Consider the following 13,139-nt stretch of genomic DNA (forward strand, 5'->3'; position numbering starts at 1 on the left):
TGTTAATTGATTATTAATAGCAGTGCGAGGAGCGCCAACTTTATTGAGGGTATGTATTTTTTAGGTAAATAAAGATAAACAAATCAGGCTGTCGATCCGACAGCCTGATTTGTTTATTTTATAACATGATAACACCTTTGATCTTCGCTACTTCTTTGTAGAAGTAGATCACCTGGTCGGCGTCTTTTACGTTCAAGTTTACAGTAATTGAAGTATACTTACCTGTTTTGGAATCCTTAAAATCAAACTGAGCACCTGTGTCATCAAATACACGTTGGATTTGATTGAAGTGATCCTGATCTTTTGGTAAGATAAACTTGTACGTATAATCCTTTGGAAATGTTTCTAAGTCTTCTAAGCGCTCTTTAAAAGTTTCATAGAAGTCTTTTGGATTATCACCTCCATCCGGGATATCTTGTATATTGATGTTTTTGTAATCTGCCATTTTTTGTTTCTCCTTAAATATGTTATTAAGGTGTTAACAACTATTAATCCAGTAATGTTTTACTGACAATTTTTCAGTTAATTATTGTCAGTGCTTGAAGGCCAATCGGCTTTGTTTTTACCAAAATTTTTGTTCGGTGTTGCACTCATTTCGATTTCCATCTTTCCGCCCTCCAAAAGCTGTGCATGTGTAATGAACGTTTTAGTATATGGTTTGCCATTCAATTTGATCGACTTGATGTATGGATTGGATTTACCTTGATTTTTAACATCAATTGCCATTGTTTTGCCATTCGGTAAATTAATGTTAGCATGCTGCATCATAGGGGAGCCAAAGACATAAACACCACTCATGGCATTTAGCGGATAGAAACCCATTGCTGAAAATACATACCAGGCACTCATTTGTCCGACGTCATCATTGCCACATAGACCAGCTGGAGTGTTTGTGTAAAACTCAGTCATCGCTTTACGGACTAAAGCTGCACCTTTCCAGGGTTGTCCAGCGTAAGCATATAAGTAAGGGATATGGTGATTTGGTTCGTTCCCCTGTGCATATTGGCCAATCAGTCCTGAAATATCCGGTGAGGCTTCACCTCCAAGATCGGATGACATGGTTGTAAAATAATCCAGTTTTTTCAAAAATTTATCTTCACCACCGAAAAGATTGATCAGACCTTTAACATCTTGAGGTACTAACCAGGTATATTGCCATGCATTTCCTTCGCAGTAATCATTTTCGCGGTGTTTGGCCATCAAAGGATCGAACGGCCTACGAAATTCACCATTGGCTTTTTTACCGACAAAATGACCTACTTCCTTGTCAAAATACTGCTCGTATAGTTTGTAGCGTTTTTTGAAGTAAGCGGCATCTTCGGTTTTTCCAAGTTTCTCCGCAATCTTGTAAGCACCAAAGTCTGCGATGGCATATTCAAGGGCCCAGGCAACGGATTCGTTAGGCATGCTATCAATAGGAATGTAGGTCAGTTCGCGCGCATATTTCAATCCGTGGTCATTACCCATGGCTGTTGTCTTAACTGCTTCCCAGACCAATGGATAGTCTTTCTCGTCAATGATCCCTTTTAAGAAGGCGTCGGCAATGACTGGAATCGCAGGCAATCCGACCATGGTATTGGTTTCATTGCCCTGTAAGTGCCACATCGGTAATTTACCTTGTTGCTGATAGATCGCCAACATGGTTTTGATAAAGTCCTGGTTGATTTTGCGGTCTTCCAAGATGGTCATCAGCGGGTGAAGGCCACGGTAGGTGTCCCAAAGGGAAAATACGGTATGATTGACAAAATCTTGTTTTTCATAAACCTGTTTATCGGTGCCCATATAGTCTCCATTTGCATCATTAAAAATGGTAGGTGCAAAGTAGGTATGATATAGCGCGGTGTAGAAGATGGTCTTTGTGTCTTTATCTGCTTCGAATTGGATTTTATTTAATGTTTTGTTCCAACGTTGATCTGCGTCTTGCTTTACTTTTTCAAAATTCCAGCCTGGAATCTCTGCGTTGATATTATTCAGCGCATTGGTCGAGCTAACAGGAGATATACCAACTTTGAGTTCAATGGTTTTGTTTTTAACAGCATCGAAGAATAAAGCCGCTTTGATTGCCTGCCCTTTAAATGTCGTTTGGCCTAACTTTTCTTCTTTTCCGTCGAAAAATCTTACTTTTTGTATCGGTTGGGAAGTTCTGATCGCAAAATATAACTTTTGGTCGGTGGCCCATCCTGTTGAAAAGCGGTAACCAACGAAAGTCGAGTCGTTCACCTGTTTGAGGTAGGTGTCTGTTGGTTTATCCCAATTGATGTGGTATCCTAAATCGACCAAAATATGGGCATTCTCCGTTTTTTCGTAACGATATTGATGATAGCCCACTCGTTCCGTTGCCGTCAAATTGGCCTGCACCTGATAGTCATCCAAATAGGCACTATAGAAACCAGGTTTGGCGACTTCATTTTCCTTTTTAAAAGAAGATCCATAACCGGTACTCATTTTGTTGAATTCCGCTGGTGTTAATTGTAATTTTCCATTGGCTGGAACAATCATCAGGTCGTTGAGGTCGCCGATACCTGTTCCGCTCAGGTGGGTATGGGTAAAGCCCAAAATTTCCTGGCTTTTGTAATTGTAGCCACTGCACCAATCCCATCCGTTGAACTTGTCCCAAATCTGTGGAATTTGAGTTGGGCCTAGTTGCACTGCACCTAAAGGTACATTGGCACCGACAAAGACGTGGCCATGGTCTGCAGACCCAATAAAGGGATTGACATATTGTGTGAGATTTTGCTGGGCTTGTGCGCAAAATGGCAAAATTAGTGTGCCCAACACTGTTTTGAATAGTTTATTTCCTGTCATAGGTTTTGTTCGGGTATTTGAAAACTGCTTAAAATTAGTAAATAAAACCTTTTAGCGCAATTTTATTATTATTTTTAGTAAATTGTCGTTAAATTTTTTACTTTAGTAATCTTCGAAATAAAAAACTTAACAAACCTACTACTACTACATGAAGAAACGTATTCTGATCAGTGATATCGCAAAGGCGTTGGGGATTTCTGTCACTACTGTGTCCTTTATTTTAAATGATAAGGCCAAAGAAAAGCGTATTAGTGAGGCTTTGACTAAACGGGTGCTGGACTATGTCAAAAAAGTGGGTTATAAACCCAATGAATTGGCCAAAAGTCTCCGCACAGGCAAGACGAAGATTCTGGGTTTGATTATCGAAGATATTTCCAATCCCTTTTTTGGGAATATCGCGCGTCTGATCGAAAGTAAGGTTTATGAGCAGGGGTATCGTATTATTTATTGTAGTACGAACAATGATGTGGAGAAAGCGAAAGAATTAATCCAGATGTTTTACGATCGACAGGTAGATGGTTTTATTATTACCCCATCCGATGGACTGGAAGATACGGTAAAGCAGTTGCAGCAGAATAATATTCCAGTGGTACTTTTTGACCGGTATTTTCCGGGGCTTGAAACGGACTATGTTGGGGCCGACAATTTTCAAGGGGCTTTTGATGCGAGTGACCATTTGTGTCAACAGGGGTATAGACGTATTGGATTTGTGTCGCTCTATTCCGATCAGACCCAGATGAAGGAACGCTCTGAGGGATATCTGAAAGCGATGGACAACAATAAGCAGCAGAGTTTTATTCAAAAGATCCAGATGGATGCATCGGACGAAGAGGCCATGGAAGCGTTGCGGGAGTTTATCTGTGAAAATAGACTGGATGCTGTATTGTTCTCAACAAACTATTTGGCTATTTCTGGTCTGAAAGCTTCTAAAAAGTATAACTTTCCGATGCCTGCGGTGATTGCATTTGACGATCACACAGCCTTTAAATTGGTCGAACCCTCTATAACGGTGGTTTCGCAGCCGATCAAGGATATTGCAGAGAACCTGATCAATATTTTGTTGCTTCGTCTTCAAGGCAAAATAAAAGCAACACGTAAAATGGTGTTGCCTTGTGAACTGAAAGTTCGGGAGTCGACCAAAGTGAAAGTTACGCTGTAGGATCGGCTACAAATTTCATTGAAATAGAATTGACGCAGTGACGCGTGTTTTTTGTCGTAAAGCCTTCTCCGAGGAATACATGGCCTAAATGCGCGCCACAATTACTACAAAGGATTTCAGTGCGGCGACCATCGGCATCGGTAATCCTTGTAATTGCCCCGGGAATTTCATCATCAAAACTTGGCCAACCACAGCCAGATTCAAATTTTGACTCTGAACGGTATAATGGGCTGTCACAACGGCGGCAGATATAAGTTCCTTTGTGCTTATTGTCTAACAATTCGCCTGTAAATGGGCGCTCGGTTCCTTTATGTACAATAACATATTCCTCTTCTTTACTTAACGGATTGTATTTTTTGTTTTCTTCCATCTCTGTGGTGTTCTTTGTTATAAGTTTAGTGATATGCAGAGCTGGCATGTGTTGGACAGCTCTATTTTCGCGTAGTTACTACCTAATATGATATAACTGCAGCAGGAATCTTTACCAAAGTCTTTATAAACAATTAAAGTGTGGTTTTTTTTAAGCTTGCAACCCTATCCTGAAAGGCTATCGATTCCTGTTTTTAAAGTTACGCAATTCAAGCTAAAAAAACACCTTTTGTATAAATGACAGTGCTGGCTTTTTACACATTTTAAACTGTCATGGAATTGTCTTATATTTGATTGGCTATCCAAATGAAAAGTTGTAGCGATGGAACTACTTTAATAGCGAAATGTTATTTTATCCTTGTTTAAACGCATTTGTTTAGAATGATTATAAATTGATATTAAAGGTCACAAAATTGTCAGCGATTTATTAATAAATCATACTTTTGTGGCATTGTTAGGGGGGTAGTGGCTCCTTTAACCATGGGAGTTAATTTTTTACATTCACAAATAAATAGTATAAAGTGCTAAATATGAGAACTATCTCATCCGTTTTGGGAAGCCTTGCGAGGGTGGTGTCAACGAGTTTGATGCTATTATTTGCCGTTACGACGTTGCATGCGCAAGATGTCAAGGAAGGTGAAAAAATCTTCAAATCTAAGTGTACATCCTGTCACGCCATTGACAGAAAAGTGGTCGGTCCTGCTTTGAAAGGGATTCCAGAGACGAAAGACGAAGCTTGGTTAATCAAGTGGATCAAGAACTCTCAGGCGTTAATTGCTTCTGGTGATGCTGAGGCGATTAAAATCTTCGAAGAGAACAACAAGCTTGTGATGACTTCTTTTACTGATTTATCTGATGATCAGGTTAGATCGGTATTAGCGTATATCACGGATGCTTCTAAGGAGAAACCGAAAGATGCAAACAGTGGTGGTGCTGGTGCTAAAGATGATAACGCGTCGATGTTCATGATTTTGGGCTTGATCGCAGTTGTTGTTTTGGCTGTGGTGGTTATTGTGGTGTTGAATCGTGTGATTCGTACGCTGGAAAATGTAATTGCTAAAAACCAGGAAGCTATTGCTGCACAACAGGAACCAGAAGATAATCAGCGTTTTGTGAAGTTTGCGAAAGCATTCGTTAAAAACAAAAAACTGGTTGGTTTTACGGTATTGATGTTGGTTGCTTTATTAGCTGTAGGCGGTTGGAAAACGATGTGGAATGTTGGTGTTCACCAAGGCTATCAGCCGGTTCAACCCATTAAGTTCTCACACCAAATCCACGCGGGTGTTAACAAAATTGAGTGTCAATACTGTCACGGTGGTGCATTTAAATCAAAAAATGCGTCTATTCCATCGGCCAACGTATGTATGAACTGTCACAATACAGTCACTGCTTCTGAGCATTATGATGGTGAAATTTCTCCGGAAATTGCTAAAATCTACCGTGCTTTGGATTGGGATCCTGATACGCGTACTTACGGTAACAATCCGAAACCAATTCAATGGGTTCGTATCCACAACTTGCCTGATTTTGCTTACTTCAATCACTCACAACACGTTGTAGTGGCTGGTGTGGAATGTCAGACTTGTCATGGTCCAATTCAGAATATGGAAGAGGTGTACCAATACTCTCCATTGACGATGAAATGGTGTGTTGATTGTCACAAAAAGACAGATATCAAGTCGGATAATAAATACTATGAAGATTTGATTAAAGCACACGAAAGAATTAAGAAGGGTGAAAAAATGACTGCAGCCATGATCGGTGGTCTTGAGTGTGGTAAATGTCACTATTAATAATTATTTGAAATACGCAATCTTATATACAGCTTAAATGGATAGCAATAAAAAATATTGGAAAGGTTTGGAAGAGTTAAATCAAACTCCTGCTTTCGTTGAAGGAAGCAAGGGTGAGTTTGCCGAATCTATTCCTGTAGAAGATGTATTAAATGAAGCTGGCTTGAGCACAAAAACTCCTCGCCGTGACTTCTTGAAAGCATTAGGATTTGGTTTGGGTGCTGTTTCTTTAGCGGCTTGTAACCGTACTCCTGTGCATAAGGCAGTTCCTTATTTGATTAAACCTGAAGAGGTAACTCCAGGTATCCCTAACTATTATGCTTCGACGTTCAACGGTCAAAGTATCTTGGTTAAAACACGCGAAGGTCGTCCGATCAATGTTGAGCCTAATCCGAATGCAATTGGTTTGAACCAAGGTTTGGATTCAACAACAGCTGCTTCTGTATTGGATTTATATGATGAGTCCAAATTGAAACAGGCACAATTGAAAGGTCAAGATGTGGAGTGGTCCAAATTGGATGGGGAAGTTGTTAAAGCGTTAAATGCTGCGGCGTCTTCTGGTAAACAAATTACGATCGTTTCTAATACGGTAAACAGTCCTTCAACCTTGGCAGCTATTGCCGCTTTCGGAACGAAATTCCCTACGGTTAACCATGTACAATACGATGCTGTATCTTACAGCGGTATTATTGAAGCGAATAAGGCTTCTTTTGGTAGAGCAGTAGTTCCGTCCTATAATTTTGAAAATGCAAATGTGATTGTTTCTGTTGCGGCTGATTTCTTAGGAACTTGGTTGGCAGGTGAGGAGCATACACAACAATACGCTAAAAATCGTGACTATAAATCGTTGAAAAACGGAAAAATGTCACGTCACGTGCAATTTGAATCTGGTCTTTCCATGACGGGTACAAATGCTGATGCTCGTATCGCTATCAAACCTTCGGAAGAGGGGGCTACCTTAATCGCTTTGTATAATGCAATTACTGGTCAATCATTGGCTGGAGCAACTGCAAACAAAAAAGCGCAAAAAGGTGTAGCATTAGCGGCCAAAGAATTGGTGAATAGCAAAGGCGCGGCTGTTGTTGTTGCAGGGTCTAACGATGTCAATGTACAGGTATTGGTTAATGCAATCAACGTTGCATTGGGCGCTTATGGTACTATCATCGACTTGGATAACTATTCTAAACAATACCAAGGTTCGGATTCTTCGTTCCAAGCGTTCTTAGCTGCTGCGAAATCTGGGCAAGTTGGCGTTGCGTTCTTCTTGAACAGCAACCCTGTTTATGATTACTTCAAAGCAGAGGATGTAAAAGCTGCGTTGAAGCAGATTCCTTTCACGTTGTCATTCGCGCAGCGTGCAGATGAAACTGCGTCTGAATTGACTGCTATCGCTCCAGCAAGTACTTTCTTAGAGTCTTGGGGTGATTCCAATCCAAAAGAAGGGTTGTATTCAATTATCCAACCAACGATTAATCCTGTTTTCAAAACACGTCAAGTTGAGCAAAGCTTGTTGACTTGGGCTGGAAATAATACAGATATGTACAACTTTGTTAAGAATCTGTGGTCTACACAAATTTTAGCGGGTTCTACGAAAAACTGGGATGCTGTATTGCAGACTGGTTTTGAATATAAAGGTGCCAAAGCGGCAACAGCTCCTGCTTTTACAGGAAATGCTGCAGCAGCGGCTTCGGCAATTGAGGCATCAAGCAAGGCGATTGCAGGGGAGTTTGAATTGAAACTTTATGAGCCTGCTGGTCTTCGTGACGGTCGCTACGCAAACAATGCTTACTTACAAGAGTTACCTGACCCAGTTTCTAAAGTAACTTGGGATAACTATGCTGCTCTTAATCCGAAAGATGCTGAGAAATTAGGTTTGGGTGAAGACGGTAAAGTAACTGTCAAAGCAAATGGTGTTGAATTGGAATTGCCCGTTGTACAACAACCAGGACAAGCACAAGGAACAGTTTCCGTTGCTGTAGGTTACGGTCGTACAAAAGTGGGTAAAGCAGGTAATGAAGTTGGTAAAAACGCGTTCCCTTTTGCTTCGATCATCAATGGTACAGTACAAGGTGTTGCTAAGGCAACTGTAGCGAAAGCGTCTGGAACTTACCAATTGGCACAAACACAAACACACCATACCATCGAAGGTCGTAACGTTATCCGTGAGACGACATTTGCGAAATATTTGAAAGATCCTAACTCGGAGGCAGGACGCTTTACGGATAATCACAAAACATACGATTTGTGGAACAAGTATGAGCAACCAGGTCACAAATGGGTGATGGCGATCGACTTGAACGCATGTACAGGTTGTGGTGCTTGTATCGTAGCTTGTAACGTTGAAAATAATATTCCTGTTGTAGGTCGTGATGAGGTTCGCCGTCGTCGTGAGATGCACTGGTTACGTATTGACCGTTATTATACGATCGAAGGAAAAGATCAAGATCTTACAAAAGAGAAGGAAATTGCGAAAGCTTCGGCTGATTTAGATTTCGAAGATGTCACTGTTGTTCACCAACCGATGTTGTGTCAGCACTGTGGTCACGCACCTTGTGAGACGGTTTGTCCGGTATTGGCAACAGTACACTCTTCAGAAGGTTTGAACCACATGGCTTACAACCGTTGCTTTGGTACACGTTACTGTGCAAATAACTGTCCTTTCAAAGTGCGTCGTTTCAACTGGTTTGCTTACTGGAATGATTCCCGCTTTGACAATTACTTGAACAATGAATTTACACAGTTGGTATTAAACCCAGATGTCGTAACGCGTTCACGTGGGGTAATGGAGAAATGCTCAATGTGTATCCAACGTATCCAAGCAGGTAAATTACAAGCTAAGATTGAAAATCGCAAAGTGAAAGATGGCGATATCCAAATGGCTTGTCAACAAGCATGTTCTGCAAATGCAATCATCTTTGGAGATGCCAATGATCCAGCATCAGAAGTATCTAAAGCATTACGCAACGAGCGTGTTTATTACGTACTTGAGGAAATCAATGTTCAACCGGGTATCGGTTATATGACAAAAGTTAGAAACACTTTTGAGGCGTAATCTTGTACAATATTTGAAATAAAAATACTATGTCATCGCATAACGAATCAATATTAAGAGAACCATTAATGACCGGTAAGGACATTACGTATGCAAAAATTACGGATGATATCTTACTACCGGTTGAAAATAAACCAAATAAAGCATGGTGGATTGGTTTTACCGTAGCTGTATTGGGTGCTTTATTATGGGTAGTTAGCGTTAGTTATACCTTTTGGACAGGTATCGGCGCTTGGGGTCTGAATAAAACTGTAGGCTGGGCTTGGGATATCACCGACTTCGTATGGTGGGTAGGTATCGGTCACGCGGGTACGTTGATTTCAGCTGTATTATTAATCTTCCGCCAGAACTGGCGTAATTCAATCAACCGTTCTGCAGAGGCGATGACGATCTTTGCGGTAATCTGTGCGGCTACATACGTTGTGGCTCACATGGGTCGTCCTTGGTTGGCCTATTGGATTTTCCCACTTCCAAATCAATTTGGGTCACTTTGGGTAAACTTTAACTCTCCTTTAGTATGGGATGCGTTCGCGATCTCGACATACTTTACAGTATCCTTGGTATTTTGGTACTGTGGTTTGTTGCCGGATATCGCAACCATTCGTGACCGTGCGACAGGTTTGAAACAAAAGATCTATTCTGTATTATCATTTGGATGGAATGGTTCTGTTAAGACTTGGCAACGTTTTGAAATCGTGTCCTTGATCTTGGCTGGTATTTCTACTCCACTCGTACTTTCTGTACACACGATCGTATCCATGGACTTTGCAACTTCGGTTATTCCTGGATGGCACACGACGATCTTCCCTCCATATTTCGTGGCGGGTGCGATCTTCTCTGGTTTTGCCATGGTACAGACCTTATTGTTGATCTTACGTAAAGTAATGAATTTTGAGAACTACATTACGATGTTCCATATTGAATCGATGAATATCATCATCATGACAACAGGTTCTATCGTGGGTGTAGCTTATTTGACAGAGTTATTTATCGCGATGTACTCTCGCTCAGAATACGAAATGTATGCGTTCGAGAATCGTATGTTAGGTCCATACGCTTGGGCTTACTGGTCGATGATGACGTGTAACGTAATTTCTCCACAGTTATTCTGGTTCAAGAAAATCCGTACAAGTATTCCTATCTCTTGGATCTTATCTATTGTTGTTAACATCGGTATGTGGTTTGAGCGTTTTGTAATTATCGTGACTTCATTGCACCGTGATTACTTGCCTTCATCTTGGGCAATGTTCTACCCAACTTGGACAGACGTAGGAATCTTTGTAGGTTCGATTGGACTGTTCTTTACATTATTCTTGTTGTTCTTACGTTTCTTACCGGGTATCGCTATCGCCGAAGTGAAATTGTTGTTGAAATCATCTTCATTACAACATAAAACCAAGTTGGCTCAAGAAGGTGCATTCCCTGACGAACAAGTGAAGTACTTCCAAGAATCATTGGAGAAATATGATTCAGTGACAGAAGAAGAGATTAAAGAATTATCAGTTAGAAAATAATCAGCAATGAGCAATACAAAATATATATTAGGTAGTTTTGCGGATCCCGATGATATGATGCATGGGATCGACAAATTGCAAGCAAACAATATAAGTATTTACGACTGCTTTACTCCGATGCCTATTCACGGTATCGAGGCAAAGCTGGGTGTAAAACCTTCTCGCTTGCCTATCGCAGCATTTTGCTTTGGAGCATTAGGAACGACATTAGGTTTTAGTTTGTTGTATTATACAATGGCGTACGATTGGCCGATGAATATCGGTGGTAAGCCATCTTTTGGTATGCCGAACTTTGTTCCGGTTACATTTGAGGTTACCATCTTATTGTGTGCTTTGGGTATGGTTGCTACATTCTTCTTCCGTAACCACTTATTCCCAGGACGTACACCTCGTGTAATGGACTTGAGAGCAACAGATGATCGTTTCATCCTTGCAGTAGATGCCAAAGAAAATACAGATCACGCTTTGATCGATAGCTTATTGAAAGAAGCTGGTGCTGTTGAAGTTAAGTACAATGATAGAAAATATGTTAGCTATGAATAAGAAGAATTTACTTGGAACGCTATGCGCCGCTGTGGCATTGACAGCACTTGTTTCTTCTTGTGGTGACAAAACAACTCGTAGTACAGGTTTAGAGTTTTCTCGTAACATGTACGATCCGCTTGCTTTCAATCCGGATCAACCTAATGCGAATTTTGCTGATGGAAAAACAGCGCAAACACCTCCTAAAGGTACGGATCCTATCGGTTTTACTCGTTTTGAGTATGCCAATACATTAGAGGATTATGAGCGTGCAGGAAGAGAAGTAAAAAGTCCTTTAGTCGTAAATGCCGAAAATCTTGAAAAAGGTAAAGCTTTGTTCACAACTTATTGCTCTGTATGCCATGGTGTAGAGGGTAAAGGTGATGGTCCTATCACCAAAGACCGTAGCGTGACAGATTCAAGAGGTACCCGTCAATTGGAGAACTTTCCTCCGCCACCATCTTATCATAGAACAGATGCGGCGAACTCTTCACGAGGTGGTTTGATGGCTGACTTGACTGATGGTAAAATTTACCATACAATTTATTACGGACACAACTCCATGGGATCACATGCGTCTCAATTATCTCCAGAGGAGAGATGGAAAGTTGTTATGTATGTTCACGAATTACAAAAGAAATAATCTAACATCAGATATATAAATGGGAACTCACAGTCATCATCACGATTATAATTTCAACGAGCGATACGAGTTTGCTGGCAAAGCTAAAATGTTCAGTATTATCGCTGTTGTACTAGGTATAGCTGCTGTAGCTATCGGGTTGCTTTCGGGCGATCACGTTACTGTAGAGCGTACTTATGCCAACTTGTTATTGATGGGTTATTACTTTACATGTGTATGCGCAGCTGGAACATTCTTTGTTGCCTTGCAATATGTGACCCAATCTGCATGGTCTGCAGGTTTGGTACGTATACCTCAGGCTATGGCGAGTGTTTTACCAATTGCTTCATTGATTTTATTAGTTATTGTAGGTTTAGGTTTAACTACACATAATTTATACCATCACTGGAATGCAGACGGTATCACTGATCCGCATAGTACAAATTATGACCCTATCATCGCAGGGAAATCTGCTTATTTAAATGTTCCATTCTTCTTGATCCGTCAAGTGGTATTTATGGGTACATATAGCATTTTTGCAGTTATTTTTGCGAAACTTTCTTATAAAGAGGATTTGGAAGGCGGATTGACTTCTTATAAAAAGTCATTCAAATTGTCAGCAATCTTCTTGGTTATTTTCGGTTTTACCACTCCTATCTGGTCTTTCGATACCGTGATGTCTTTGGAAGCTCACTGGTTTTCGACGATGTTCGGTTGGTATAACTTTGCAGCAATGTGGGTAAGTGGTATTTCATGTATTACCATCATTGTTGTTGTGTTGAAGAAAGCGGGTTATATGAACTGGGTAAACGAAAATCATTTACACGATTTGGGTAAATTGATGTTCGGTTTCTCGATCTTCTGGACTTACGTTTGGTTTGCACAATTCATGCTGATTTGGTATTCAAACATCCCAGAGGAAACAGTTTATTTCTACAAACGTTGGGAACCGGAATACAAACCTTGGTTTTGGTTAAGTATTATCATTAACTTTGTGGCACCTTTGTTATTATTGGTAGACCGCGATTCAAAACGTAAACAAAACGTTATGTTGTTCGTTGGTATTCTATTGTTGGCTGGTCACTGGCTTGACTATTACATCATGATTATGCCAGGTACCGTAGCGGAGCACAGAGGATTTGGTGTCATTGAAATCGGAACTGCGCTTGGTTTCTTAGGTTTGTTCACTTTCTTAGTGTTTAGCAAATTAAGCAAACAGGCATTGGTGCCTAAAAATCATCCGTTGTTGGATGAGAGTTTGCATCACCAAATATAGTTTCACTTTTAAAGGAAGGTTACGTAA

The 13,139-nt window shown here is 40.5% G+C and carries 10 protein-coding genes; 7 read left to right on the forward strand and 3 right to left on the reverse strand.

Annotated elements, in window-relative coordinates; all coding sequences use genetic code 11:
- Positions 1 to 118: 118 nt before the first annotated feature.
- The gene (locus B3E00_RS17545; RefSeq protein ID WP_145327846.1) at positions 119 to 445 is read right to left on the reverse strand and encodes a DUF493 domain-containing protein; all 327 of its coding nucleotides are present in this window, start codon (positions 443 to 445) and stop codon (positions 119 to 121) included.
- Between the two features lie 77 nt (positions 446 to 522).
- The gene (locus B3E00_RS17550) at positions 523 to 2,805 is read right to left on the reverse strand and encodes a GH92 family glycosyl hydrolase (protein WP_293886523.1); all 2,283 of its coding nucleotides are present in this window, start codon (positions 2,803 to 2,805) and stop codon (positions 523 to 525) included.
- Between the two features lie 148 nt (positions 2,806 to 2,953).
- Between B3E00_RS17550 and B3E00_RS17555 the strand changes: the two genes are divergently transcribed.
- Positions 2,954 to 3,964 (forward strand): LacI family DNA-binding transcriptional regulator, encoded by a 1,011-nt coding sequence (locus B3E00_RS17555; RefSeq protein WP_209578663.1) that lies wholly within the window; start codon positions 2,954 to 2,956, stop codon positions 3,962 to 3,964.
- Here the strand turns inward: B3E00_RS17555 and B3E00_RS17560 are convergent.
- On the reverse strand, positions 3,954 to 4,334 hold the full coding sequence (locus tag B3E00_RS17560; RefSeq protein WP_293879559.1) for a methionine-R-sulfoxide reductase: 381 nt from the start codon (positions 4,332 to 4,334) through the stop codon (positions 3,954 to 3,956). The genes B3E00_RS17555 and B3E00_RS17560 overlap by 11 nt on opposite strands.
- A gap of 529 nt (positions 4,335 to 4,863) precedes the next feature.
- Between B3E00_RS17560 and B3E00_RS17565 the strand changes: the two genes are divergently transcribed.
- The 6 genes from B3E00_RS17565 to B3E00_RS17590 are packed head-to-tail and all read left to right on the forward strand — an operon-like array spanning position 4,864 to position 13,112.
- Positions 4,864 to 6,126 carry a cytochrome c3 family protein gene (locus B3E00_RS17565; protein ID WP_293939527.1) on the forward strand — a complete coding sequence of 421 codons (1,263 nt, stop codon included), beginning with the start codon at positions 4,864 to 4,866 and terminating at the stop codon, positions 6,124 to 6,126.
- Positions 6,127 to 6,163: 37 nt separating this feature from the next.
- Entirely contained in the window at positions 6,164 to 9,178 is a 3,015-nt protein-coding gene (locus tag B3E00_RS17570; RefSeq protein WP_209578660.1) for a TAT-variant-translocated molybdopterin oxidoreductase, read from the forward strand.
- 29 nt (positions 9,179 to 9,207) lie between these two features.
- Positions 9,208 to 10,692: an NrfD/PsrC family molybdoenzyme membrane anchor subunit gene (nrfD, locus tag B3E00_RS17575; protein WP_209578659.1), complete on the forward strand. Its 1,485-nt coding sequence runs from the start codon at positions 9,208 to 9,210 to the stop codon at positions 10,690 to 10,692.
- A 6-nt stretch (positions 10,693 to 10,698) separates the two neighbouring features.
- On the forward strand, positions 10,699 to 11,235 hold the full coding sequence (locus B3E00_RS17580) for a DUF3341 domain-containing protein (RefSeq protein ID WP_209578658.1): 537 nt from the start codon (positions 10,699 to 10,701) through the stop codon (positions 11,233 to 11,235).
- Positions 11,219 to 11,857, forward strand: a complete 639-nt coding sequence (locus B3E00_RS17585) for a c-type cytochrome (protein ID WP_370877905.1) — start codon at positions 11,219 to 11,221, stop codon at positions 11,855 to 11,857. The genes B3E00_RS17580 and B3E00_RS17585 overlap by 17 nt, the downstream gene beginning before the upstream one ends.
- A gap of 19 nt (positions 11,858 to 11,876) precedes the next feature.
- Positions 11,877 to 13,112 carry a quinol:cytochrome C oxidoreductase gene (locus B3E00_RS17590; RefSeq protein ID WP_293939529.1) on the forward strand — a complete coding sequence of 412 codons (1,236 nt, stop codon included), beginning with the start codon at positions 11,877 to 11,879 and terminating at the stop codon, positions 13,110 to 13,112.
- Positions 13,113 to 13,139: the final 27 nt, after the last annotated feature.

Source organism: Sphingobacterium sp. UBA5996 (genome assembly GCF_002429765.1).
In the GTDB taxonomy this organism is placed as follows: Bacteria; Bacteroidota; Bacteroidia; order Sphingobacteriales; family Sphingobacteriaceae; genus Sphingobacterium.

Bases quoted from the DNA above. Each gene is read 5' to 3' on its own strand.
- B3E00_RS17545 (WP_145327846.1), bottom strand. From the start codon at position 445: ATGGCAGATTACAAAAACATCAATATACAAGATATCCCGGATGGAGGT.
- B3E00_RS17550 (WP_293886523.1), bottom strand. From the start codon at position 2,805: ATGACAGGAAATAAACTATTCAAAACAGTGTTGGGCACACTAATTTTG.
- B3E00_RS17560 (WP_293879559.1), bottom strand. From the start codon at position 4,334: ATGGAAGAAAACAAAAAATACAATCCGTTAAGTAAAGAAGAGGAATAT.
- B3E00_RS17570 (WP_209578660.1), top strand. From the start codon at position 6,164: ATGGATAGCAATAAAAAATATTGGAAAGGTTTGGAAGAGTTAAATCAA.
- B3E00_RS17565 (WP_293939527.1), top strand. From the start codon at position 4,864: ATGAGAACTATCTCATCCGTTTTGGGAAGCCTTGCGAGGGTGGTGTCA.
- B3E00_RS17580 (WP_209578658.1), top strand. From the start codon at position 10,699: ATGAGCAATACAAAATATATATTAGGTAGTTTTGCGGATCCCGATGAT.
- B3E00_RS17585 (WP_370877905.1), top strand. From the start codon at position 11,219: ATGTTAGCTATGAATAAGAAGAATTTACTTGGAACGCTATGCGCCGCT.
- B3E00_RS17555 (WP_209578663.1), top strand. From the start codon at position 2,954: ATGAAGAAACGTATTCTGATCAGTGATATCGCAAAGGCGTTGGGGATT.
- B3E00_RS17590 (WP_293939529.1), top strand. From the start codon at position 11,877: ATGGGAACTCACAGTCATCATCACGATTATAATTTCAACGAGCGATAC.
- nrfD (WP_209578659.1), top strand. From the start codon at position 9,208: ATGTCATCGCATAACGAATCAATATTAAGAGAACCATTAATGACCGGT.